Here is a 22,272-nt window from a genome sequence, read left to right as displayed (position 1 = left end):
GTCAGGACGGCGGCGCGAACAACGGCGCCTCCGGCGGAACCGACGCGTTGCGCCAGCGCTCGACCGCGGCGACGCGTATATCGCCATCCGGCGTCTTGGCACGCTGGATCAGGCTCGCTTCCTGCTGGGTCGTCTCGCCGATCGTCGCGCGGACGCGCACCCAGAAGGTCGACGACCGGAACCCCGTGCCGGGCGGGACCGCCTGATCGAGGTCGGCAATATCCTTCTTCGTCAGGAACCCGCGATTGGTACGCAGCGAAACCATGCGATCGACGACGATCGGATCATGGAACAACACCCCCAGCATTTCGGGCGTCGCGGCGTTCAGGTTGATCTCGCTATGGCCGGGCAGCGCGGTCACCAGCCGCTCCAGCTTGTCCGCAACCGCCGGGTCGATCCCCGCCATGCGCAGCGGTTGCAGATCGGTTACCGGGCCATATTGCTTGACCAGCGCCGCGGCGGCGAGGATCTGGTCGTCGGTCAGGCCCGCCGCCCGCGCGATATTGCGGAACATCACCTTGTCGGCGGTGCGCGGCGACATGACGTTGTTGATGTTGAAGCGCCCCTGCGCGTCGGCGATCACGAGGTCGAACGTGCCGCCTTCGATCGGTGCGCCATTTTCCGACAGCGCGGCCCAGGCTTCGCCGCGATGGTCGACATCGCCCGCCTGCCGCGCATCGCGCCGCAGCGCGACGATCGCGGAAGTTTCGCCGCCGCGCACCACCGACAGCGCGCGCGCCGCCTCCCGCGTGCGCAGCGCGCGATCGAGCGCCAGTTCCTCGCGATTTATCATCAGCATCACCATGCCGCTGGCAATGGCGACGAACAGAAGCACATTCACGAGGATCATCCCCCGCTCGTCATCGGGTACGCTCACACGGCTCATGGCCGCTCGTCCGGGCGCGCGGGAAGCGTCACGACGCGGCGAAGCGTCCCGCGTTCAACCTGCATGTCGAGCGACACCGCCTGCGGGCGATCGCCGCGCCGGTCCTCGCTCGGCGGCCAATGGTCGGTCCACGCGCCGCCATCGTAGAAGCGCCAGCGCGCGTTCGCCACGCCGGTCAGCACCGTTTGCGGGTTGGCGCCCGCCATCCGCATAAGGGCGCCCGCCTGTTCGTCATATTGCACGGGAACCGGCGTGCCGCCAAAGCCCGCGGCCGAGCGCGTAAAGCTGATCGTGCCGCCACCGCCCGCAATGGGTCCGCGTGCGATCTGATCGAGGTCGCTCGACACGATATACATCGCACGCTGATAGTCGGACAGGCGGTCGAGCCGCTCTTCGGTCTTTCCCTGCACGTTCAGCACACTGTCGACGAGCCCCAGCCCGGCCACCGCGATCAGCGCGAACAGGCCGAGCGAGATCATCACCTCGATCAGCGTGAAGCCCTGCTCGTGCTGCGGAGCGTTCATGCGCCCTGGCTCGACGCCACCTTCTTGTATCCCGCCGGACCCGCCAAAAGGATCGCGAAGTCGCGCGCCACGCTGCCATCGGTGCGAAAGCGGACCTGCCCGGCGACGCCCGGAAATCCACCTTCGCTGAGCACGCCGGCGCGGCTCAGTGCGTTGCTTGCCCGCAGCGCCTTCGCGATGCCCGCCGCATCATAGGCAAGTGCCGCGATCGCACCCGGATTGCCGCCGTTGCGCGCCTGATAGTCGCTCGCGAACTTGCCGAACGCCACCGGGTCGGGGCTGGCGATCCAGGCGCCGTCCAGCACCTCGAGCGCGGTGGGACGATGGTCGAGCGCCTCCAGCGTGCCGAGCATCTGGATACCCGTCCCTTTCAGATTGCGTGCGACCGACAGCGCGGTATCGCTGCCACCGGGCACCAGCACCGCATCGGGCGCGTCGCCAGCGATCGGCAGCGGTCCGTCGGGCCGTACCTCAAGCGTGCGCGCTTCCATGCCGAGCGTCCCCTGAAGGCCGGTCGCGGCAGCCCCCGACGCCTTGCCCCACGCGCTGCCGTCGCTGATGACCGCGACGGAGCGAACACCGCGCGAGCGCGCATAGCTGAGGATCGCGCTCGTTACCTGGCTGGCGGTGATGCCGAATATGAACGCGCCGGTCGAGCGCGCATCGGCGCTGTTGGTGAACGCGATAACCGGGGTGCCGCCCGCTGCTTGCGTGACGGACGCGACGTCGCCGGAAAGGAGCGGGCCAAGGATCAGCGCGCATTTGCGGTCGAGCGCCTGCTTGGCAGCTGCGGCCGCGCCCTCGGGCGTTCCGCCGGTGTCGAAGGTCACCAGCTTCCCGTCATTTTCGGCGAGCAACGCCGCGCGCTGCATGCTAAGGCCAAGGCTCGCTCGCGGACCCGTGAGCGGCACGAGCAATGCCACCGGCCGGTCGTCAGACTTGGCCGCCAGCAAGGGGGAAGCGGCCCATGCCGTCGATGACAGCACCAGGCCCGAACGCAGATATCGTAATAACTGACGGCGATCCATCGCCGACTCCCGTAATACAAAAGGCTAAGGCGCGACGGCGTATTATCGTGTTCGCCGGCATCGGCATAGCCTCTTACCTGATCGGCATGGTCGCCACGATGCCGGCAAGCCTGTTATTCGGCGATCAGGCATGGCGAACGGGCGTGTCGGGCACCGTCTGGCACGGCGAAGTGGGCGTCGCGGGCGGCAGCGTGCTGCGCTGGGACTGGGCACCGCTGCGCTCTATCACCAGCCTGGGCTTCGCCGCCGACTGGCACGCGACCGGCGCCAATACCGATCTCGGCGGGCGCGCGCTGATTCGCCCGGGCCGCATGGTGGTGGACAAGGTCAGCGGATCGGCCGACGCGACGCTGCTCCACCTCGCCGCGCCAAACCTGCCCTTTTCCTGCGCGATGACGATGCAGGTCGAACTGCCGCGCCTCGCGCTCGGCGGCGACGATCAGGAGATCGAGGGAGAGATCGCGACCGACGCCGGCAGTTGCATGCCGACGCGCGGAGCCGCGGCGGCAGCGCCCGTTCCGCCGCTCCACATCACCGCGCAGCCGATCGGCAACGAAACGCGCATCCGCATTACGCCGATGGCGCAGCAGCGACAGGAACTGGTCACGGCGACACTCGCCAGGGATGGCGGCTTTACGGTGACGATGACCCGCGACGGCGCGGCGATGCTGCCCTTTGCCGGGATACCGGGAGGATCGTCGATCACATTCTGAGCCAGTCCGCGCAGGCGGCACCTTTGTCCGCTCCGCGGCGTTGAGACGATATTCGGTGCTTGGGAAGAGGGAGAAGGCAGCATGTGCGACCGCGAAAATCTGGCCGAATGGGCACAGTCGGGCAATTCAGACTGGTCGGTAAATCGCCGTCAGTTCAGCGCGATGGCGGCGATGGGTGCGCTTTCCGCCTGCGCCACCACACGCGCCGCCGAACCGCCACTTGCCGAGGACATGGTCAGCGTCACCACCCCCGACGGGCAGATGGATGCATTCTATGTTCGCCCCGCATCGGGCAAGCATCCCGCGATCCTGACCTGGCCGGACATTGCCGGGCTCCGCGAAGCGTTCAAGGTGATGGCGCGCCGGCTTGCCGGTCAGGGTTATGCCGTGCTCGTCGCCAACCACTATTACCGCTCGGGCAAGGCGCCGCTGTTCAAGGACTTCCCCGACTTCCAGGCCAATGACGGCTTCGCCAAGGCAGGCGAGATGCGCAAGAAGATGGGGCCCGACGCGATCATGCGCGACGCCAGCGCCGCGATCGCCTGGCTCGACGCCCGCGACGAGGTCGATACATCGCGCGGCGTCGGCACCAACGGTTATTGCATGGGCGGCCCCTTCACCGTGTTCACCGCAGCCGCGGTGCCCGGCCGCGTGCGTGCCGCCGCTTCGCTCCATGGTGCGGGGCTGGTGAAGGACGACGATCCGCAAAGCCCGCACAAACTGCTCGACCGGACGAAAGCGGGCTATCTGTTCGCCATCGCGCAGAATGATGACGAGAAGGACCCGAAGGCCAAGACCGAGCTGCGCGCCGCGACGAAAGCAGCGGGGCGCCCGGCGGAAATAGAAGTCTATCCCGCCAATCACGGCTGGACGGTGATCGATTCGCCTTCCTACGATCAGGTTGCGGCCGAACGCGCCTGGACGCGGATGAGCGCGCTGTTCGAGACGCTGTCGTAGCGAGCGCTACATCGTCACCAGATTGTTGAGGTTGATGATCGGCAGCAGAATCGCGAGCACCATCATCAGCACCAGCCCGCCCATGATGAGCAGCACGAGCGGCTCGGCAAGCGCGACCAGCGTCGCGACCAGCGCATCGAGTTCGCGTTCCAGCTCGTCCGCCGCGCGGCCGAGTGCGGGCGCGAGCTTGCCGCTCGATTCGCCGCTGCCGACAATCGCGGTCAGCATCGTCGGAAATACATCGGCCTCGGTCATCGCCTGACGCAGGCTTGCGCCTTCGCGAACGCGTGCGGCGATGCCGAGCGCCTTTTCGCGAATATAAAGGTTGGGCGTCACCGCTGCGGCGGCATGCAGCGCCTCGACCAGCGGAACCGCGCTCTCGACAAGCGTCGCAAGGCTGCCGGCGAAGCGCGCGGCGTTGAATTGCTTGCTGAACCGCCGCGTCAGCCGTGAACGGGTAAAACCGCGGTGGATACGCAAGCGGTTGGCGGGCACGCGCGCCCAGCGGCCATAGACCAGCAGGCCGACCAGCGCCGCCAGCACGACATAGGCGCCGTAATCGCGGATGAAGGCGCTGAGCGCGATCAGTGCACGCGTCAGGAAAGGCAGATCGGCGCCGCGCGATACGAAAACGTTCACGATATCGGGCACGACATAGACCATCAGGAGCACCATCATGCCGAGCGACACGACCGCGAGCAGCGCCGGATAGAGCAGCGCGAGTTGCAGCTTCTGCGCATTGCCCTGCCGCGTCTCGACGAAATTGGCGAGGTGGTTGAGCACGTGCGTCAACCGCCCCGACTGTTCCCCCGCCGCCACCGAGGCGCGATAGAATTCGGGGAAGGCCTTGGGATGCTGGCCCAGCGAATGCGCAAAGCTGCGCCCGTCGAGGATCGCACCACGCACGTCGAGCAGGATAGAACTGACCGCCGGCACTTCCGATTGCACCGCGACGAGCCGGAGCGCTTCCTCGACCGAAATGTCAGAGCCGACCAGCGTCGCGATCTGGCGCGTGACCGTCGCAAGCTGGCGCGTCGTCATTTTCTTGCGGCGGAGGCTGGGCAACCGGATCGTGCCCGGTTTCAGATCGCGCTCGGTGGCGGTTTCGACCGAGAGCGGCAACAGCGACCGCTCGCGCAGCGCAGACCGCGCCGCGGCCGGGCTTGCCGCCTCGATCACGCCCTTTTTCTGCGCGCCGCTCTTGTCGGCCGCCCGATATGCGAATGCGGGCATCAGCCCTCGTCGCGCGTGACGCGCGCGACTTCCTCGACCGTCGTGATCCCGGCGCGAACCTTCGCCACGCCATCATCGAGCAGGCTCGGGTTGCTTTCGCGCGCATGACGTTCGAGCTGCGCCTCCGACGCGCCGTCATGGATCATCGACTGAAAGCGTTCGTCCACCGCGACGACCTCGTACAGGCCGGCACGGCCGCGATAGCCCTCGTCATGGCATTTCTCGCACCCCACCGGCCGCCAGATCGCATCCCCTGCCGCAATCGCGTTGTTCAGCAACAGCGCTTCGGCCTCGGTCGCTTGCCCTTCCTGACGGCAATCGGGGCACAGCTTGCGCACCAGCCGCTGCGCCGCGAGCCCGACGACCATCGGCGCGAGCAGATAGCGCTCGACCCCCATGTCGATCAGCCGCGTCACCGATCCGACCGCCGAATTGGTGTGCAGCGTCGACAGCACGAAATGTCCCGTCATCGCAGATCGCACCGCGACCTGCGCGGTTTCCTGATCGCGGATTTCGCCGACCATGATGACATCGGGGTCCTGACGCAGGATCGCGCGAAGACCGCGTGCGAAGGTCATGTCGGTGCGCGTGTTGACCTGCGTCTGGCCGATGCCCGGAAGTTCATATTCGATCGGGTCCTCGACCGTCATCACGTTGCGCTTGCGATCGTTGAGCCGGGTGAGCGCGGTGTAAAGCGTCGTCGTCTTGCCCGACCCCGTCGGGCCGGTCACCAGCAGGATTCCGTGCGGGCGGTCGAGCAACCGCTGAAACGTCGCGACATCGCGCTGCGACATGCCGAGGCTGGCAAGGTCGAGCGTCATCGACCCACGTTCGAGCAGGCGCAGCACCACGCGCTCGCCATGTTGCGTCGGCAGCGTCGAGACGCGGGCATCGACATCGTGCCCGCCGATACGCAGCGTCACGCGGCCATCCTGCGGCACGCGCTTTTCGGCGATGTCGAGCTTCGCCATCACCTTGATGCGACTGACGAGCAGCGGCGCGAGCGCACGCTGCGGTTCGAGCACGTCGCGCAGCACACCGTCGATCCGGAAGCGCACGACGAGGCGCTTTTCCTGCGTTTCGACATGAACGTCCGACGCGCCCTCCTTCACCGCCTCGAGCAGCAGCGCGTTGATGAGGCGGATGACGGGTGAATCATCGTTGCTTTCGAGCAGATCGTCGACCTGCGCCGCGCTGTCGGCGAGCGCGGCGAGATCGGTTTCGTCGATATCGAAATCGGCGGCCATACCGGCGCGGTCGGCAAAGGCTTCGCTAAGCGCCTGATCGAACGCGCCGTCTTCGACCAGATGGAAGCGTGCGGCAGGCGCGATGCGCTGGACCTCCAGCATGGCATCGAGCGAGGCGTCGGCGCGGTGGAGGCATTCGATACCGTCCGCACCTTCGCGAAGGACGACGCCGTTCCTGCGCGCAAAGCCATAGGGCAGCGTGGGCGTCTCCTCATATTCCGTGACGATCAGCGTGTCGGTCATGCCGCGAAGTCCACCGTCACATCGACCTGCCCCGCCGCGCTGCCGTGCGAAATATCGGCGCGGGTTACGCTCAGGCTGCTCGATTTCGATACATCCTCGATCCAGTGCAGCACCGAGTCATAGGATATGTCTGTCGCGGTCGCCCGGACCCCGTCATCGGTCGGCTGCGTCGATACCGCAAACCCCGCCGAAGAAGCCGCCGACGATATGATGCTTTCGGGCGCACCGGTGCGCTGCGGCACTTGCGCGGTGGTAAGCTTTCCCGCCGCAAGAATACGCGCATTGAGCGTTTCATAGGTGCGGATATCGGCGATCGCCTCAGCGCGCGCCGACTGAATCGGCTTGATGACCCCATATACCAGCACGACGCCCGCCAGCAGCGCCGCCAGCGTGCCGAGCAGGATGCGCTCGCGGCGCGTCAGCCCGGTCCACCACGCATCGAACCGCGCCAAGCCTGCTTCGAGCGCAGGTATTTCGGTAATACGGACCACCTTCATGCCGCACTCGCCGTGATGCGGACGGCCCCGTCGGGTCCCTGGGTAACCGTCGCCGGGATCGCCGCCGAGCGCAGCGCCGCGTCGATCCGCGACGGAACACCCGAATCGGTCGTGTCGAGATCGAGCACGAGCTGATTTCCTTCGAAATGCATCGTCCGCACATCGATCACCGACGCCATCGGCGCAAGCGCCCCCGATACACGCGTAACCAGCGGCAGGAATATGCGCTGCCCACTGGGCGGCGGGATGAGGTCGGCCACCGGCCCCGAAATGCCGCCCTCGGCCGGCAGCGACGCCCCCGGCGCCATCGCCTGAACGAGCGCGCGGGTGTCGTTTTCGCGTCGATCGGCGATCGAGCGCAGCATCAGCGTATCCGCGCTGGCGATTACCGTATGCGCCACCGCGCCGATCCCGATGATCCAGGCCAGCCGCCGTCCCCAGCCCGCCGAACTTGCCATCCGTTGCCGCGCATAGCCCGCTTGCCGCAGATCGAGCGCCGGGCGCGCCAGCCGCTCTGCACGCGACTGGCCGGGAGGCGCGATCTCGGGCGCGGCCATATCCTCGGGCAGCGGGTCGCCATAGGCGAGGCACGGCGGCTGCCCGGCGCGCTCCCACGCCGCGCGCAGCATCGGCGCGGCCAGCGCGAAGCCCGTTCCGTCGGCTGCGCGCACGGTAGCGCGCGTTTCACCAAGATCGACCGCCCAATGCCCCTCCGGCGGCACCGGCAGCGCCAGCGCGTCGGGCACCATCGCCGCGTGGCCGAGCCCGGCTTCCTCCGCCATTTCGGTCCAGCGTTCCATCTGCGCATGCGCCACGACGCCGACGAGATAGCGGTTCGAGGAAATCTCGCTTCCCAGCGCCAGATGCACGCTCTCCGGACGTTCGGCGATCTGGTCCTCGATCGCGAAAGGCAATGCCTGCAACCGCTTCGCCCGTGACCTGATCGGCAGATCGACCGCGAGCAGACGCACCGATTCGCTGGGCACGAGGATGGTTGCGGGCGCATCGCCATCGACTATGATCAGCCGGTCCCCGGCAACCGTCCATATGCCGGAGGGCCGCGCACCTGCGGCATCGGACGAATAATCTTCGTTCATGCCCGACTCGGGCGTGCCTGTAACATTGCTTTCATGGACCGATCGCATGGAGCCCGGATGCGCATAGTTTTACAACAATTCCGTGACACCGTGGCACCGCGCCGCACCCGCCGCAAGCGCCGTCATGTCTCGCAAGACGAAACCGGCCTGACGCTCATCGAGATGATCGTCGTGCTGGCGATCATCGCCATCGTCGCGACGATGATAACGATGAACGTCATCGATCGCCCGGATCAGGCCAAGGCGACGACGACCAAGACCAACATCCTGAGCGTCGAAGGCGCGCTGAAGATGTACCGGCTCGACAATGGCAGCTATCCGACGACACAGCAGGGGCTGAAGGCGCTGGTCGCAAAACCGTCTTCGCCGCCGGTGCCCAGCAGTTATCCGTCCGAGGGCTATCTCAGCCGCATGCCCGCCGATGGCTGGGACCATCCGTTCGAATATGAAAGCAACGGCAGCAGCTTCACGCTCAAATCGCTCGGCAAGGATGGCAAGCCGGGCGGTCAGGATCTCGACGCCGATATCGACAGCAAGTCGATCTAGCAGAGACCCGTGGGGGGCCGCCGATCCATCAAGCCTGCCGACCGCGGCATGACGCTGATCGAGATGCTGATCGTCCTTGCGATTGTCGGCATCGCGGCGGGTGCGGTGTCGCTCGGCATCGGCGCGGCGACGCGTGCGCCGAGCGCGGAGGCCGAGGCGCACCGCCTCGCCACCCGGCTCCAGGCGGCGGCGGACGATGCGATGCTGGGCGACAAGCTGATCGCCTTCACCGCGAAGGAGCACGGTTATGGCTTCGCGACCTATCAGGATGGCGGCTGGGTGGAACGCACCGACGACGCTTTCGGCTTTCACCGGCTGCCCGCGGGGATGCGGGTAACGCTCAGCGTCCGCCCGCCGGTGGTCCTGGGGGTCGATGGTTCCGGCGAGCCGCTGAGCGCGACGATCGAAAGCGGCGATCAGGCGTGGCGCGTCTTGTATGACGGGCTTACGGCGACGACATCGGCCATACCGGCCGGGCAGTTGCAGCAGCAGCCCCGGACATGATGCGCCGTCCGGACAGCATCCGCGCAGACGCATCCGACGACGCGGGCTTTTCGCTGATCGAGGCGCTGGTCGCGCTCGCGATCCTCGCGATCGCATCGGTCGGCCTGATCCGCACGGTCGAATCGCATATCGACTCCACGCGCGGAATGGAGCAGCGTGCGACCGCGATGTGGGTGGCGCAAAACCGGATGGCGGAACTGCAGATCGGCGATCCCGCCGCACGGGCGGATTCGGTCGAAATGCTGGGCCGGCAGTGGCGCGTGGAAACGCGGCAGGCCGCGACAAGCGATCCGTCGATCGCCCGGGTGCGCGTCGAGGTGTTCGCCAGCGGCGGCGACGCGCCGATGGCGACGCTCGACGGCTTTCTTGATACGGGCGCGGCGACATGATGTCCGACTATCGTCCCAGCCCGCGCCAGATAAAGACCGGCCTGGACATGCTGACCGCGCTGATGATCGTCTCGGTCGCCTTCGCGCTCGCCGGGCTGACCTGGCGGCTGGCGGGGCATGCCGGCGTCGGCGCGATCACCGTGCCCTCGGCCGGCCGGCCGGTCGCGGTCACCACCGATATCGGGCCGGCGGTCGCGCTTGCGCCGTTCGGCAAGTCGGCGATCGGCGACAATGGCGTTCCCACTTCGATCGAAGCCGAGTTGAAGGGCGTGATTTTCGCGATCCCCGCATCGCTTTCGACCGCCTTCATCGCCGTCGGCAACGATGCGCCGCAAAATTTCGGCGTCGGCGATTCGGTCGGCGGCGCGACCATCGCCGCCATTCGCCGCGACCGCGTCATCCTGAACAATGGCGGGCGGATCGAATATCTCGCGCTGCCTGATCCCACCAAGGCCGCGGGCGCGGATCAGAACGCCAGCGCCTCGCCCGTCTATCGCACTCCGCCGCCCGGCGCGACGCCGCCCGCGCCGACAGCGACGCAGCCCAGCGCCGACGACGTGATGGCGCGCTTCGGCGCGACGGCGACCGGCAACGGTATCCGCGTCGGCGACAACGCGCCGGCGGGCCTGCAACCCGGTGATGTCATCAGCTCGGTCAACGGCACCCCCGTTACCGACGCCGCTTCCGCGCGTGCCGCCTATACCGCCGCACAACAGAGCGGTTCCGCCCAGATCCAGATCCTGCGCGACGGAAAGACGATTACCGTCACCGTCCCGACCCGTTAGAGACGTGATAGTGCTGAAAGCGATTCGATCCCTGCTGCTCGCGCTGGCCCTGACCAGTTCCCTGATCGCCCCGGCATGGGCGCAGGACGCCGCCGCCAACGGCCCGCCCGCCGATATCGTCGTCAATATGCGCGGCGTCGACATCGCGCAGGTTGCCGAGCAGATTTCACGGCTGACCGGGCGCACGCTGATCCTCGATCCGCAGGTAAAGGGCAACGTCACCGTCACCTCCGCCGAACCGCTGTCGCCGTCCGGGGTATGGGAACTGTTCCAGTCGGTCCTGCGCGCCAATGGCTTTGCGGCGGTGCGATCGGGCCGGGCATGGCGCATCATTCCGCAGGCGACCGCCGTTCGCGACGGCGGCACGCCCAGCCGCAATGCCAGCGGACAGGAAATGGTGACGCGCATGATCCGCCTCGCCAATGTGCCGTCCGAAGACGCCGCCCGGATCGTTCGGCCGCTCGTTGCCAGCTTCGGCAGCGTCGAACCGCTCAAAAGCCCGAACGCGATCGTCGTCACCGACTATGCCGACAATGTCCGGCGCATAGAGATCCTGACCAACCAGCTCGACAGCGGCGGCGGATCGACCTTCGCCACGATCAAGCTGACGAACGGCAATGCGCGCGAAGTCGCCAACGCCATTCAGGGGGTGATGGGCGACGACAGCAGCGCGCGCGTCGCCGCCGACCTGCGCAGCAACACGGTGATCGTGCGCGGTGCCCCCGCCTCGGTGGCGCAGGCGCGCGCGATCGCTGCGCGGCTCGACGAACCGGGCGGCGCAACGCCGATCACGCGGATGTTCCGGCTCAACTATGCCGATGCGGAGTCGGTGACGGAAGTGCTTCGCGGCGTGCTTGGCGGCAAGGAAACGTCGAACAACCCGGTCGCGCGCAGCCTTTCGAACAGCGGCAATCCGTTCGCGAACGACAATGGTGCGGGTAATCTCGGCGGTGCACTGGGCGGCGCATCGGCACTGGGCCGCACGCCGACGATGACGACATCGGACCCGGCCGCCGCGGCGCAGGCGATCACCAGCAATTCGGCCACTGCAATGCCCGGCGGGTCGCGCGACAAGACGCCGCAGGGCTTCACGACGCCCGACCTGACCGTCCAGCCGGCGCCCGAACTGAACGCGGTCGTCGTGCGCGGCACGCCAAAGGCGATCGGTTCGATCGAGGGGCTGATCCACGACCTCGATGTCCGCCGCCCGCAAGTGCATATCGAGGCTGCGATTGCGGAGATCACGGGCGACGAGGCCGAACAGCTGGGCGTCCAGTTCGGGCTTACCGCCGGCGCGCTGACCAGCGTCAAGGGCGGCGGCACGTCCTTCGGAACCGCTGGCACTCCGCTCGGATCGATCCTGTCGGCACTCGGTTTTCCGGCTGGCAACCTGCTGGGTTCGGGCCTGACGACCAATATCGGCATCGGCAACGACTTTTCGGTGCTGGTGCAGGCGCTTGGCCGATCGAGCGACGCCAATCTGCTTTCGACGCCGCAGGTCACCGTCCTCGACAATGCGCCGGCCGAGATCGTCGTCGGACAGAATGTGCCCTTCCGCACCGGCAGCTTCACCACCGACGGCAATTCGCTCAACCCGTTCACGACGATCGAGCGCAAGGATGTCGGCATCACGCTGAAGGTCATTCCCCGTATCAATGCGGGAGAGGTGGTACGCCTCGATGTCAGCCAGGAGGTTTCCTCGCTGGTCAACGCCAATATCACCGGCGCTGCCGACCTCATCACCAATCGCCGGCAGATCACGACCACGGTGCTGGCCGACGATGGAGAGACGATCGTGCTGGGCGGCCTGATTTCGGACGACCGCATGCACACCGAACAGCGCGTCCCCGTGCTCGGCGACATTCCGATCCTCGGCAATCTGTTCAAGTCGCGCCAGGAGAGCCAGACCAAGCGCGTGCTGTTCATTTTCCTGAAGCCCACCATCCTGCGCGACACCGAGGCGGCGACCGAGCTCGCCAAGGCGAAATACGCCCGGCTGCGCGGTGAAGAGGCGACCTATGACCAGCATGGCAGCCTGCTCATCAACCCGCCCGCACCGCGGCTGACGGTCGAGATCAACGGGATTTACTGAGCGTCGCTGTCATCGCCGGAAGGAACGGGCACGCGTATCTGTTCGCCGCCGCGTTCGAAATAGGCCGCGTCGATCGCGAGCGAGACGAGCCGCCAGCCATCGACACTGTCACCGGGACCCAGCGAGCGCGTGTCTCCGCCGCTGGTGCGAACCAGCGCAACCGCGCCGCTGCCCAGCCGGCCGACAATGCCCAGCAATTGCGGCGCGTCTGCGGGCAATGCCGCCTGGTCGGTGCCGAGCGTAAGCGCAGGCGCGAAAAGCTCGCGCCGATATGCCGCATCAGGTCGCGGAGTATCGGGCACGGCCAGCGGCTTCGTCACCCTATGGCTCGCGGCGGCTTCCCTGACAGTCGCTCGCGGGATCAGGATCAGCGGACACGCGGTGGCGATCAGCGCACCAGCCGCAAGTCCGCCAAGCTCGAAGCGCGTCAAGCTCGCCATGGCGCCACCAACACCCCCTGCAACCGAACCGTACCATCGGCGATCGCGCGTATGCGCCACGATCCGAACCGCATGACCGGGTCGCCGCGTTCGATCGCGTCGGCAAGCGCGATCACCGCCTTTTCATTGCCCGACAGGCGCACGGAAACGGCAGCCAGTCCTTCGCCCGCGTCGCCCCCCGCCCCCATTGCCTCGACAAGCACGCCGCCGCGATTGGCAAGTCCCCTGACCCGATTGCCGATTGCCGCGCGCGCCGCACGGGCGGACGCGGCGCGCAAAACCTTGTTGCCGGCGATCAGGGGGCGGTCGGTTCCAGTGTCCTCGATGGCCGAACGCAGCGCGCTTAATCCTGCTCGAGCACGCGTCAACTCGCCGAGCGAATGCCGCATGGGAATGGCGAGGAAGAACGCCGCCAGCATACCTGCCACCGCCCCCGCGAAAAGGCCGCGCCACGTCACCGGGCACCTTCCCGCAATGTAACGATCATCACGCCGTCGCCGCGCCGCTGCCCGGTATCGCGCAGCCGTGCGAACAGCGGATCGCGACGCAGCGCTTCTCGCAACTGGTCGGGATCACTCGCCGCAATCTGCATTTCCAGCGCGCCATCGCGGCTGCGGCGCAGATCAGATAGCCGCACCTGTTCCAGCAGCACCTTCGCGATTCGGTCGAGGACATTAGCCGCCGGTGGAACGGCAAACGCATCGCTCAGCATATCCCTGCCCCGCTGCCGGGCAGCGCGTGCGGCTAGCGCGGGCGCTTCCTTTTCGCGCAAGGCCTCTATCTGCGCCCGGATGCGAGCGTGCAGGATCGACGCCGCTGCCCAGGTCAAGGCCGGCCCGCTTGCGATCAGGAGCGCGACCAGCGCCGGAACGACCCATGATCGCCGCGGCCCGATATCGGGAAATGCCCGACCTGCCGCCTGACCGGCGTTCCATGCGAACGACCGGCGCCGGAACCGTATCCGCATCATGCGGTCGAACAGGCTGTCGACGGGGCGGTTGCCCGGCGGATCGGACGGCGTCATACCACCGCCCTACCGCCAGCGGGTCGGTTGGAAAAGCCTAGTTGGTGCGGCTGATGACGTGCGCCGTGCCGTCGGGCGAAACCTGAATGAGGTGCGCCTCGCCGCTCTGGCAGGTCGCGCGCCAGGTCGGGATATCCTGATTGGGCAAGCGTTCGGACTTGGTGACGCCCTCGCACTTCATCCCGGCGTCGAGGATCGCGCGGATCAGCGTGGCATTGAGCGCGGCCTTGGGCAGCTTCTCCATCTGCGCCGCCACATCGTTGCCCGTGCCCGCCTCGGCCATGTTGGCCGCGCCGTTGTCCGGCGCGGTGGTCGGCTCGGTCGTCTGCTGCTGGCACGCCGCGAGTCCGGCGAAGAGAGCGATTGCTGCAAGTCTTTTCATCGGCTTCATCCTTTCTGGCCATCATACGCGCGCAGGAACGTTCGCGTTCCGTGATGGACGTGATTTCGGATTTCCTCGGGCGACATCGGCCGGCGAATACCGAATTTCAGCTCGACGTCGGAAAAGCCTTTCCACAGGGCAGTCAGGTCTTCGGCCGCGCGCAGCGTGTCTTCGCATGTCAGCACACCGTCCTCGCAGGCTTCCTCGATCAGCTGGGCGAGCCTTGCCCGCGTCTGCGCCGGGCCGGCTTCGAACACGCGGCGGCCGAGTTCGGGCATCTGGCTGAATTCCTGCGCCATGATACGGTCGAGGGCGACGTGCTTCGGTTCGTACATGAAGGTCAGCAGCGCTTCGCCGAATGCATTCAACCGCGCCTCAAGCCTGCCATCGCCGATATCGCCGGCCTCGAACGCGGCCGCCATCTTGCCGATCTCGGTACGGACGCAGGTTTCGAACAACGTCTCCTTGTCGCCGAACCTCTTATAGACGGTCACCTTCGACACGCCCGCGCGCTGCGCGATCTCCTCGATCGTGCTACCGTTGAATCCGCGTTCGAAAAACAGCTCGCGCCCCGCGGCCAGGATCGCGTCGTCCTTGGCAGGGTCGCGCGGCCGCCCCGCACCGGTGCGCTTGGTACGTTCACAACATTTATTATCAGTCACCATCATCTCCGCACCGACCATGGACCCGTTGCCGCACGCTGGCAACTTGCCGTTCCACCAGCATGTCAGGCAAACACGGCCTCGAGCTCCTCGACCCCGCCGCCTTCCTTGTTCGTGCGCAGCTCATGATAGCTGGCGGCAAGAAAAGCGGGGACGATCGCCACACCGACTGCGGTGGAGAAGGCCATTGCCACATAGGGTTTCAGATCCCCGCCGATCATCCCTGCGAGGAAACCCAGGATCACCTGAACAATGCCCAAGGCTAGGATACCGATGATGTACAGAAGCAGAATGCGCCAACGCGCACCGCGCGTCAGTTCCGACCCGCGCGAAAAGGCCTCGGTCACCGAACAATCCTCGGCAACGACGATCGCCGCCACGCAAAACCAGGCGCAGGTGACGATAATCCCTGGAACAATCAACAATGCATAGCCGAACCAGGTCGCAATCACGAGCAACGCGGAAACGCCGAATATCCGTGGAAACAGCCGCGCCGCGTCGCGCAGCAGGTCGGCCAGCGAAGCCCGTTCGCTACCGAACGCCGCATCGATCGCCGCGCGCAGACCGATTGTCCTGAAAAACACCCCGATCGTAAAGGCAATCAGCCAATAGACGAGGAACGCACCCCAAAGCGAAGAATTTTCAAGGATCGAAACCGTCCCGCGAAAATGTCCGACGATGGCAGCGAAGGCGCCGGTAAACAGAATGCCCGCCAACAGGCCGATGCCCCCGAGCACCAGCGGCAGGCGCGCCAACAGCTCGCCGGTCCTGCCGATCACATTGCCGATGCCGAATTCCCATTCGTGACGCCGTGCCTCGCGGATCGCCATGACGACCGTTACCACGACGCCGATAACGAAGACGCCGAGCAAGGACAGGCCCATCAGGCCGGCCAGCATTTCCCTATCCATATCGATTTCCCCCTTGCGTGAGAACCTAGGCGGAAAAGCATTGCGCGCAAATATCCGATTTGCTCCAATGGGATCGGCACCTGCGACGAGCATCCCGGCTCGTCGGCGGATCGCCTTAGGGGGCAAGCGATGACGGGCACCGCGCAGCAAGCGGCCATAGCCGGCGCAAGCGCGGGAAAGCCGGGCTTTCCCGACCCTGATGCCGCTGCCGAGGCGCATCGCCGGCTGCTCACCGACAGCTCGATCCAGTTCGACCTTCCCCACAAGGAAATCGAGCGCCATCCTCCGCCCGAATGGCTGCTCGCCGCGATCCGCGCGATCAAGCACGCCGCCGAATGGGTCGGGCCGGCCTGGCCCTGGATCCTTGGCGGACTGGCGCTGCTGCTGGTCGCGGTGCTCATCCTGACTTTCTTCCCGTCGGCACGCGACTGGCTGCGCGAGACATTCGGCCGCGGACGCCCTGCGGAGGAAACCGAACAATGGGTTCCGGAGGTCGCGGTCGCGCGCCAATTGCTCGAAGAGGCCGACGCGCTGGCGACACAGGGACGGTATGACGAAGCGGCGCATCTGCTCCTGTTTCGCAGCATCGAGGATATCGAGCGTTGGCGCGGCGACATTGTCCGCCCCTCGCTGACAAGCCGCGACATCGCGAGCGCCGAGGCGTTGCCCGACGAAGCACGCGGCGTATTTTCGGGCATCGTCGCGGCAGTCGAGCGCAGTCTGTTCGCAGGCCGTCCGCTGTCGCAATCGGACTGGCAGGACGCACGCGGCGACTATGCCAGCTTCGCGCTGGGCCGGGCATGAGCGAAACAAGCGAAAGTCCCTTCGGCGCGCGCGCGGTGGCGGTCCTGCTCGGCGCCGGCGTGCTTCTGGCGGTCGGGTTCCTGCTGCTCAGCGGTTTCGGACAGGATATGGAGCGTTCCTTCGGACGCGAACCACCCGCCCAGTCGCGCACCGGAGACGGTTTGTACGGACTGTTCAAGCTCGTCGATGACACTTCCGAGGGTATGGCATCGCTCGCTACCGAGGCGATGGATTACGGCACCGCCGACCTCCTCGTCCTGACACCAGAGGCGGGCACCGATAGAGAGGCGATCGACGCGATTCTGGCGCGGCGCGAAGCCGGGCATGCGACATTGATCGTACTGCCCAAATGGCAGGTCCAGAACATCCCCTTGCGGCGCAACCGGGTGCGGGCAACCGGACCGGTTCCGCTTGGTGACCTGTACAAGCTGGTTCCGCTCGAAAAATTCAACATTTCGCGCGAAGCTTCGTCAACGCTGAAGGCGACCGGCGATTATCCGGGTCAGCCCTTCCCGCCGGTTCGAAAAATGGTGCAGGGTATCAACGCCGATGCGCTGACGACGCTCATCACCGACAAGAACGGCGATGCGGTACTCGCGCGGATCGGTCGCAGCGACACCTTCATTCTCGCCGATCCCGACCTGATCGACAATCAGGCGCTGAATTCGAACAAGGGCGCGCTCGCCGCGCTGTCGATGATGGGCGCGCTCAATCCCACCGCGCCAGGCCTCGTCTCGTTCGACGTGACGCTCCATTATCACCCCGGCGAGCGGAACCTTATCAAGCTGATGTTCACGCCACCCTTCCTCGCGGTAACGACCGCGCTGTTCTTCGCTGCGCTGCTTGCCGGCTGGGCGAGCGCGATGCGTTTCGGTCCGGTACGCCGCGAAGGCCGCGCCATCGCCCTCGGCAAGACCGCGCTCGTCGACAATGCCGCCGCGCTGACGAGGCTGGCGGGCAAGGTTCGACTGAGCGGCGACCGCTATGCCGACGGCGTCCGCGACTGGGCGGCGCGGAAACTACGCGCACCGCGCAGGCTGAAGGGCGACGAACTGACCGCATTCATCGACTCCGCGACTGGGGGCATGACGCGCCGCTTCTCCGAACTGGAGGCGGAACTGCGCGCAGCCGACAGCGAACATGACATGCTGCACGCCGCGCAGCGACTGAACGACTGGCAAAAGGAACTGACTGCATGACGCTCGACGAAGTCCGCGTATTGGGAGAGGCGATCGACCGCGAGATCGCGAAAGCGGTGGTCGATCAGTCGGAGGTGGTGCGCTTCCTCGCGATCGCTCTGTTTTCCTCCGGCCATGTCCTTCTCGAAGGACCGCCGGGAACCGCCAAGACGCTGCTCGCGCAGAGTTTCGCGCGCACCCTCGGGCTCGATTTCGGCCGCATCCAGTTCACGCCCGACCTGATGCCCGGCGACATTATCGGATCGAACCTGTTCAATTTTCAAACGTCGAGCTTCGAACTGACGCGCGGTCCCGTTTTCTGCGAGTTGCTGCTCGCCGACGAAATCAACCGCACCCCGCCCAAGACGCAGGCCGCGCTACTCGAGGCCATGCAGGAGCGCAGCGTGACCATCGACGGCCGCACCGAAACGCTGTCGGACCGCTTCACCGTCGTCGCGACGCAAAATCCGATCGAGCAGCAAGGCGTCTATCCGCTGCCCGAAGCGCAGCTCGACCGCTTCCTGTTCAAGCTCGCCATCGATTATCCCACGCTTGAGGCGGAACGGGCGATCGTCACGCAATATGGCGCGCGTTCGGGCGCCCCGCACCCGGAGGACAGCGGCGTTTCGCAAGTCGCCGATGGCGGCCAGATCGCCGACGCCATTGCCGCTGTGCAAGGCGTAAAGCTGGTGGAGGAAGTGACCGGCTATATCGTCGATCTTATCCGCGCCACGCGCACCCATCCCGACCTTGCGACAGGCGCATCGCCGCGCGCCGCATCCGCACTCGCCAGCGCATCGCGCGCCGCCGCCGCGCTCGACGGGCGCGATTACGTAATCCCCGACGATGTGAAGCTGCTCGCGCCGTCGCTGTTGCGCCACCGCATCATCCTGTCGGCCTCGGCAGAGATCGACGGGCGTCGGGGCGACGAGGTCGTCGCGCAGCTGATCGATCAGGTAGAGGCGCCGCGTTGATCTATCCCACCGCCCGGGCCGTCTATCTGATCGCTGCGGCGGCGCCAGTGGCGTTGCTGATCGGCGTGCTGCTTCCCGGCGGCTGGGTGATCGCGCTCGCCTGGGTGGCGGTGGTGCTCGTGCTCATCATCGCCGATGCGTTGCTGACGCCGCCTCTGCGCCGCGGCGAGTTCGTGGTTGCGGCGGAAGGCGCCGTCGACGTCGGCGACATGGTCGATCTCTCCCCCGCCTATGAACGGTCGGGCCAGCGGATTGCGGCCGAGTTTGCCGCCGATGTCTCCGCCCCCCTCGAACCCGCGGAGCCTTCGGGCGTCGGGCTGCGCTATGTCGCCGTTCGGCGCGGGCGCGCGGTCATCCGCCGCCTGTGGGCGCGTCGCCGGGGGCCGCTGGGCTTTGCGTGGCGACAGGTGTCGCGCGAGGCCGACCTGCCGATCGTCGTTACGCCCGACCTGCGCCCGGTGCGCGAACAGGGGATGCGGCAATATCTGCGCAGCAACCAGCAGGGCCTGAGGATGCGGCTCGACAGCGGCGACGGCAGCGAGTTTCAGGCGCTGACCGACTTTCAGCCGGGGATGGAGCGCCGATCGATCGACTGGAAGGCATCGGCTCGCCATTTCGCGCTGCTCGCCCGCGAATATCGTACCGAACGCGACAATGCGATCGTCTTCGCCGTCGATAGCGGGCGGGCGATGTGCGATCCGGTCGGCGGCGTGCCGCGTGTCGACCGGGCGGTTTCGGCCGCGCTGCTCGCTGCATTCGTCGCGCTGAAATCGGGCGACCGCGTGCGGCTCTATTCCTTCGCCGCGCGACCGCAGGTCGATAGCGGGACGCAGGCCGGCACGCGGAGCTTTGCCGAACTGCACCGAAGCGCCGCCGAAATCGACTATCTGGCCGAGGAGAGCAATTATACGCTCTCGCTCGTCACGCTCGACCGTAAGCTCGAACGCCGGTCGCTGATCGTGCTGTTCACCGAGTTCACCGATCCGACCAGCGCCGAGCTGATGATGACCGCCGCTGCCCGCCTGCTAAAGCGGCACCGCGTGCTGTTCGTGCTGTTCGAGGATGTCGAGCTGGAAGCGATCCGCACCGCGCGGCCCGAACATGGCGACGACGTCGTGCGCGCCAATGTCGCGCACACGCTGCTGCGCGAACGCCGCATCGTCATCGAACGGCTGAAACGGCTGGGCATCGACGTGATCGAAGCGCGGCCGGACGATCTGCCGCTGGCCCTTGTCGAGCGCTATGTCGGCATGAAGGAGCGCGCATGACCGCCGTCGCCCCTCCGCAATTCGCGGCACGCCATTTCCGCGCCGAGCGCGAGGCCGACTGGCTGCTGCTCGAAGAACTGCTCGACCTGGTCGAGAAAAAGTCGCCGCGGCGCTTGTCCGAAGACGACCTGATCGATCTGCCACGCCTGTACCGCGCGACGCTGTCCGCATTGTCGGTCGCGCGCGAAACCTCGCTCGACGCGGCGATGATCGCCTATCTCGAAAGCCTGTGCACGCGCGCCTATTTCATCCTCTATGGCTGCCGCGAGCCGTGGTCGCGCCAGTTGAAAACCTATTTCGCCCATGGCTGGCCACAGGCGGTGCGCGCGATCGCCCCGGAAATTGTCGTCATCGCGCTGCTGTTCGTGGCGAGCATCTTCGCCGGCTATTATCTCGTCCATGCCGATCCCGCCTGGTTCGACGCGATCATCCCGCCCGGCCTTGCCCAGGGACGCGACATGCAGGCAACGACGGAGACGCTTAGATCCTCGCTCTACGACGCGCCGAGCGAAGGCGGGCTCGAGGTCTTCGCGACCTACCTCTTCACGCACAATTCGCAGATTTCGATCCTCGCCTTCGCCCTCGGTTTTGCCTTCGGTATCCCGACCTTCTTCCTGATCGCGCAGAACGGGGCGATGATGGGCGCGCTGTTTGCCGCATTCGTACCGCACGGCCTGGGTATCGGTCTTGCGGGGTGGCTGGCGATCCACGGCACGACCGAGATTTCGGCGATCATCCTCGCAGGCGCGGCAGGCTTGCATATCGGGCGCGCGATGGCGTTTCCCGGTGCCCGCTCGCGGCTGGCGGCGGCAGGCGATGCCGGCAAGCGTGCCGCGCTGGTGATGATCGGTGTCATCCTCATGCTGCTCGTGGCGGGGCTGCTCGAAGGGTTCGGGCGGCAGCTCATTACCGACGACAATGCGCGGTTCGCGGTCGGCGGCACGATGTTCATCCTGTGGCTCGGCTATTTCGGACTTGTCGGGAGGCGGCATCATGGCACGGCGTAACAGGCCGCCGCGCACGCTGAACCGCGCATTGGTGACGCCCGAAGGCGTGGCGCTGAACCTGAAGCTCGCCAGCGCGGGCACGCGGGCAAGCGCATTCCTGCTCGACTGGCTGATCCTGATCGCGGTGCTGATCGCCGCGACCTTGCTCGTCATGTTGCTGTTCTGGGCGATCGGGAAAAGCTATCCGACGGTCTTCGCCGTCATCTGGCTGTTGTTCTTCTTCGTCCTCAGAAACTTCTATTTCACGCTGATGGAAAGCGGTGCGCGTGCCGCGACCTTCGGCAAGCGGATGCTCAAGCTCCGCGTCGTCGCGCGCGATGGCGGCAGGCTGACCGGCGCGGCGGTGATCGCACGGAATCTGATGCGCGAGATTGAGATATTCCTTCCGCTTACCTTCCTCGCCTTCGGCGCGGCGGAAGGCTTCGTCGATCGCTGGACGACGGTTCTCGGCTTCGCCTGGGCGGCGATCTTCCTCTTCTTCCCGCTGTTCAACCGCCACCGGCTGCGCGCCGGTGACCTGATCGCGGGCACCTGGGTGGTCGAGAATGCCCGGCGCGCGATTGGCGAGGATCTGGTTCGCGCAGATGGAAAAGCGGCCGACCTGCTCAGATTCACGCCGGAGGAGCTGGCGGTATACGGCCAGTTCGAGTTGCAGCGGCTGGAGGACGTCCTGCGCCGCGACGATGCTGATTCCATCACGATGGTCGCCGCGGCAATCCGCCGCAAGTTGGGTCGGGACGACACTATCGCCGACCGCGTGTTTCTCGACAGCTATTACCGGGCGTTGCGCGGAGAGCTGGAACGCAAACTGCTGTTCGGCAGGCGCAAGCGCGACAAGTTCGACGACGCTTCCTGATCGGGAATCTGGGCCTGAGCGGGAA

The 22,272-nt window shown here is 66.5% G+C and carries 26 protein-coding genes; 13 read left to right on the top strand and 13 right to left on the bottom strand.

The window, feature by feature from the left end:
- Position 1: 1 nt before the first annotated feature.
- Genes J7S20_RS00765 through J7S20_RS00755 form a run of 3 tightly spaced genes read right to left on the bottom strand, consistent with a single transcriptional unit; the run spans position 2 to position 2,438 of the window.
- Positions 2–886, bottom strand: coding sequence for a type II secretion system minor pseudopilin (locus J7S20_RS00765; protein ID WP_284052326.1), 885 nt, complete (start codon positions 884–886; stop codon positions 2–4).
- Entirely contained in the window at positions 883–1,410 is a 528-nt protein-coding gene (locus J7S20_RS00760) for a type II secretion system protein GspJ (protein ID WP_284052325.1), read from the bottom strand. The genes J7S20_RS00765 and J7S20_RS00760 overlap by 4 nt, the downstream gene beginning before the upstream one ends.
- Positions 1,407–2,438 (bottom strand): ABC transporter substrate-binding protein, encoded by a 1,032-nt coding sequence (locus J7S20_RS00755; RefSeq protein WP_284052324.1) that lies wholly within the window; start codon positions 2,436–2,438, stop codon positions 1,407–1,409. The genes J7S20_RS00760 and J7S20_RS00755 overlap by 4 nt, the downstream gene beginning before the upstream one ends.
- Positions 2,439–2,485: 47 nt before the next feature.
- Here J7S20_RS00755 and J7S20_RS00750 point away from each other — a divergent pair, with 47 nt between their 5' ends.
- Positions 2,486–3,151 (top strand): type II secretion system protein N, encoded by a 666-nt coding sequence (locus tag J7S20_RS00750; RefSeq protein ID WP_284052323.1) that lies wholly within the window; start codon positions 2,486–2,488, stop codon positions 3,149–3,151.
- Between the two features lie 81 nt (positions 3,152–3,232).
- Positions 3,233–4,108 carry a dienelactone hydrolase family protein gene (locus J7S20_RS00745; RefSeq protein WP_284052322.1) on the top strand — a complete coding sequence of 292 codons (876 nt, stop codon included), beginning with the start codon at positions 3,233–3,235 and terminating at the stop codon, positions 4,106–4,108.
- Between the two features lie 6 nt (positions 4,109–4,114).
- On the opposite strand, the gene J7S20_RS00740 is transcribed toward J7S20_RS00745, so the two are convergent.
- The 4 genes from J7S20_RS00740 to gspL are packed head-to-tail and all read right to left on the bottom strand — an operon-like array spanning position 4,115 to position 8,425.
- Positions 4,115–5,341: a type II secretion system F family protein gene (locus J7S20_RS00740; protein ID WP_284052321.1), complete on the bottom strand. Its 1,227-nt coding sequence runs from the start codon at positions 5,339–5,341 to the stop codon at positions 4,115–4,117.
- Positions 5,341–6,831, bottom strand: coding sequence for a type II secretion system ATPase GspE (gspE, locus tag J7S20_RS00735; protein WP_284052320.1), 1,491 nt, complete (start codon positions 6,829–6,831; stop codon positions 5,341–5,343). The genes J7S20_RS00740 and gspE overlap by 1 nt, the downstream gene beginning before the upstream one ends.
- A complete protein-coding gene (gene gspM, locus J7S20_RS00730) occupies positions 6,828–7,328 on the bottom strand; it encodes a type II secretion system protein GspM (protein WP_284052319.1) in 501 nt (166 codons plus the stop codon). The genes gspE and gspM overlap by 4 nt, the downstream gene beginning before the upstream one ends.
- Positions 7,325–8,425: a type II secretion system protein GspL gene (gene gspL / locus J7S20_RS00725; protein ID WP_284052318.1), complete on the bottom strand. Its 1,101-nt coding sequence runs from the start codon at positions 8,423–8,425 to the stop codon at positions 7,325–7,327. Before gspL ends, gspM begins: the two co-directional genes overlap by 4 nt.
- Before the next feature lie 90 nt (positions 8,426–8,515).
- Between gspL and gspG the strand changes: the two genes are divergently transcribed.
- From gspG to gspD, 5 genes are read left to right on the top strand one after another with little or no spacing between them, the layout of a single operon-like run.
- On the top strand, positions 8,516–8,971 hold the full coding sequence (gspG, locus tag J7S20_RS00720; protein ID WP_284052317.1) for a type II secretion system major pseudopilin GspG: 456 nt from the start codon (positions 8,516–8,518) through the stop codon (positions 8,969–8,971).
- Positions 8,972–8,980: 9 nt separating this feature from the next.
- On the top strand, positions 8,981–9,475 hold the full coding sequence (locus J7S20_RS00715; protein WP_284052316.1) for a prepilin-type N-terminal cleavage/methylation domain-containing protein: 495 nt from the start codon (positions 8,981–8,983) through the stop codon (positions 9,473–9,475).
- Positions 9,472–9,864: a type II secretion system minor pseudopilin GspI gene (gene gspI / locus J7S20_RS00710; RefSeq protein WP_284052315.1), complete on the top strand. Its 393-nt coding sequence runs from the start codon at positions 9,472–9,474 to the stop codon at positions 9,862–9,864. The genes J7S20_RS00715 and gspI overlap by 4 nt, the downstream gene beginning before the upstream one ends.
- The gene (locus J7S20_RS00705; RefSeq protein ID WP_284052314.1) at positions 9,861–10,649 is read left to right on the top strand and encodes a type II secretion system protein N; all 789 of its coding nucleotides are present in this window, start codon (positions 9,861–9,863) and stop codon (positions 10,647–10,649) included. Before gspI ends, J7S20_RS00705 begins: the two co-directional genes overlap by 4 nt.
- A gap of 10 nt (positions 10,650–10,659) precedes the next feature.
- Positions 10,660–12,741, top strand: a complete 2,082-nt coding sequence (gspD, locus tag J7S20_RS00700; protein ID WP_284052313.1) for a type II secretion system secretin GspD — start codon at positions 10,660–10,662, stop codon at positions 12,739–12,741.
- Here the strand turns inward: gspD and J7S20_RS00695 are convergent.
- From J7S20_RS00695 to J7S20_RS00670, 6 genes are all read right to left on the bottom strand, one after another.
- Entirely contained in the window at positions 12,735–13,181 is a 447-nt protein-coding gene (locus J7S20_RS00695; RefSeq protein ID WP_284052312.1) for a hypothetical protein, read from the bottom strand. The two genes, gspD and J7S20_RS00695, sit on opposite strands and share 7 nt — an antisense overlap.
- Positions 13,169–13,639 (bottom strand): hypothetical protein, encoded by a 471-nt coding sequence (locus J7S20_RS00690; protein WP_284052311.1) that lies wholly within the window; start codon positions 13,637–13,639, stop codon positions 13,169–13,171. The genes J7S20_RS00695 and J7S20_RS00690 overlap by 13 nt, the downstream gene beginning before the upstream one ends.
- Positions 13,636–14,205 carry a hypothetical protein gene (locus tag J7S20_RS00685; RefSeq protein WP_284052310.1) on the bottom strand — a complete coding sequence of 190 codons (570 nt, stop codon included), beginning with the start codon at positions 14,203–14,205 and terminating at the stop codon, positions 13,636–13,638. Before J7S20_RS00685 ends, J7S20_RS00690 begins: the two co-directional genes overlap by 4 nt.
- Positions 14,206–14,242: 37 nt before the next feature.
- Positions 14,243–14,587, bottom strand: coding sequence for a hypothetical protein (locus tag J7S20_RS00680; RefSeq protein WP_284052309.1), 345 nt, complete (start codon positions 14,585–14,587; stop codon positions 14,243–14,245).
- A 5-nt stretch (positions 14,588–14,592) separates the two neighbouring features.
- Positions 14,593–15,249 (bottom strand): TetR/AcrR family transcriptional regulator, encoded by a 657-nt coding sequence (locus J7S20_RS00675; RefSeq protein ID WP_284052308.1) that lies wholly within the window; start codon positions 15,247–15,249, stop codon positions 14,593–14,595.
- 65 nt (positions 15,250–15,314) lie between these two features.
- The gene (locus J7S20_RS00670; protein WP_284052307.1) at positions 15,315–16,310 is read right to left on the bottom strand and encodes a hypothetical protein; all 996 of its coding nucleotides are present in this window, start codon (positions 16,308–16,310) and stop codon (positions 15,315–15,317) included.
- On the opposite strand from J7S20_RS00670, the gene J7S20_RS00665 reads away from it, so the two are divergent.
- Genes J7S20_RS00665 through J7S20_RS00640 form a run of 6 tightly spaced genes read left to right on the top strand, consistent with a single transcriptional unit; the run spans position 16,290 to position 22,247 of the window.
- Positions 16,290–16,964, top strand: coding sequence for a hypothetical protein (locus tag J7S20_RS00665; RefSeq protein ID WP_284052306.1), 675 nt, complete (start codon positions 16,290–16,292; stop codon positions 16,962–16,964). The two genes, J7S20_RS00670 and J7S20_RS00665, sit on opposite strands and share 21 nt — an antisense overlap.
- Positions 16,961–18,163 carry a hypothetical protein gene (locus J7S20_RS00660; RefSeq protein ID WP_284052305.1) on the top strand — a complete coding sequence of 401 codons (1,203 nt, stop codon included), beginning with the start codon at positions 16,961–16,963 and terminating at the stop codon, positions 18,161–18,163. The genes J7S20_RS00665 and J7S20_RS00660 overlap by 4 nt, the downstream gene beginning before the upstream one ends.
- Positions 18,160–19,116 carry an AAA family ATPase gene (locus tag J7S20_RS00655; RefSeq protein ID WP_284052304.1) on the top strand — a complete coding sequence of 319 codons (957 nt, stop codon included), beginning with the start codon at positions 18,160–18,162 and terminating at the stop codon, positions 19,114–19,116. The genes J7S20_RS00660 and J7S20_RS00655 overlap by 4 nt, the downstream gene beginning before the upstream one ends.
- Positions 19,113–20,384, top strand: a complete 1,272-nt coding sequence (locus J7S20_RS00650) for a DUF58 domain-containing protein (protein WP_284052303.1) — start codon at positions 19,113–19,115, stop codon at positions 20,382–20,384. The genes J7S20_RS00655 and J7S20_RS00650 overlap by 4 nt, the downstream gene beginning before the upstream one ends.
- A complete protein-coding gene (locus J7S20_RS00645) occupies positions 20,381–21,391 on the top strand; it encodes a stage II sporulation protein M (protein WP_284052302.1) in 1,011 nt (336 codons plus the stop codon). Before J7S20_RS00650 ends, J7S20_RS00645 begins: the two co-directional genes overlap by 4 nt.
- Complete coding sequence (locus tag J7S20_RS00640; protein ID WP_284052301.1) at positions 21,378–22,247, top strand: RDD family protein; 870 nt, start codon at positions 21,378–21,380, stop codon at positions 22,245–22,247. Before J7S20_RS00645 ends, J7S20_RS00640 begins: the two co-directional genes overlap by 14 nt.
- Positions 22,248–22,272 lie beyond the last annotated feature (25 nt).

Origin of the sequence: Stakelama marina, assembly GCF_018122655.1 — a bacterium.
Classification (GTDB): Bacteria; Pseudomonadota; Alphaproteobacteria; order Sphingomonadales; family Sphingomonadaceae; genus Sphingomonas; species Sphingomonas marina.
This window is presented reverse-complemented; position numbering and strand designations above follow the sequence as displayed.

What these genes read in the sequence shown, in the direction of transcription:
- J7S20_RS00745 (WP_284052322.1), top strand. Translation starts at nt 3,233, where the DNA reads ATGTGCGACCGCGAAAATCTGGCCGAATGGGCACAGTCGGGCAATTCA.
- J7S20_RS00660 (WP_284052305.1), top strand. Translation starts at nt 16,961, where the DNA reads ATGAGCGAAACAAGCGAAAGTCCCTTCGGCGCGCGCGCGGTGGCGGTC.
- J7S20_RS00645 (WP_284052302.1), top strand. Translation starts at nt 20,381, where the DNA reads ATGACCGCCGTCGCCCCTCCGCAATTCGCGGCACGCCATTTCCGCGCC.
- J7S20_RS00755 (WP_284052324.1), bottom strand. Translation starts at nt 2,438, where the DNA reads ATGGATCGCCGTCAGTTATTACGATATCTGCGTTCGGGCCTGGTGCTG.
- J7S20_RS00665 (WP_284052306.1), top strand. Translation starts at nt 16,290, where the DNA reads ATGACGGGCACCGCGCAGCAAGCGGCCATAGCCGGCGCAAGCGCGGGA.
- J7S20_RS00655 (WP_284052304.1), top strand. Translation starts at nt 18,160, where the DNA reads ATGACGCTCGACGAAGTCCGCGTATTGGGAGAGGCGATCGACCGCGAG.
- J7S20_RS00765 (WP_284052326.1), bottom strand. Translation starts at nt 886, where the DNA reads ATGAGCCGTGTGAGCGTACCCGATGACGAGCGGGGGATGATCCTCGTG.
- gspL (WP_284052318.1), bottom strand. Translation starts at nt 8,425, where the DNA reads ATGAACGAAGATTATTCGTCCGATGCCGCAGGTGCGCGGCCCTCCGGC.
- gspI (WP_284052315.1), top strand. Translation starts at nt 9,472, where the DNA reads ATGATGCGCCGTCCGGACAGCATCCGCGCAGACGCATCCGACGACGCG.
- J7S20_RS00695 (WP_284052312.1), bottom strand. Translation starts at nt 13,181, where the DNA reads ATGGCGAGCTTGACGCGCTTCGAGCTTGGCGGACTTGCGGCTGGTGCG.
- J7S20_RS00680 (WP_284052309.1), bottom strand. Translation starts at nt 14,587, where the DNA reads ATGAAAAGACTTGCAGCAATCGCTCTCTTCGCCGGACTCGCGGCGTGC.
- J7S20_RS00760 (WP_284052325.1), bottom strand. Translation starts at nt 1,410, where the DNA reads ATGAACGCTCCGCAGCACGAGCAGGGCTTCACGCTGATCGAGGTGATG.
- gspM (WP_284052319.1), bottom strand. Translation starts at nt 7,328, where the DNA reads ATGAAGGTGGTCCGTATTACCGAAATACCTGCGCTCGAAGCAGGCTTG.
- J7S20_RS00685 (WP_284052310.1), bottom strand. Translation starts at nt 14,205, where the DNA reads ATGACGCCGTCCGATCCGCCGGGCAACCGCCCCGTCGACAGCCTGTTC.
- J7S20_RS00705 (WP_284052314.1), top strand. Translation starts at nt 9,861, where the DNA reads ATGATGTCCGACTATCGTCCCAGCCCGCGCCAGATAAAGACCGGCCTG.
- gspE (WP_284052320.1), bottom strand. Translation starts at nt 6,831, where the DNA reads ATGACCGACACGCTGATCGTCACGGAATATGAGGAGACGCCCACGCTG.
- J7S20_RS00640 (WP_284052301.1), top strand. Translation starts at nt 21,378, where the DNA reads ATGGCACGGCGTAACAGGCCGCCGCGCACGCTGAACCGCGCATTGGTG.
- J7S20_RS00740 (WP_284052321.1), bottom strand. Translation starts at nt 5,341, where the DNA reads ATGCCCGCATTCGCATATCGGGCGGCCGACAAGAGCGGCGCGCAGAAA.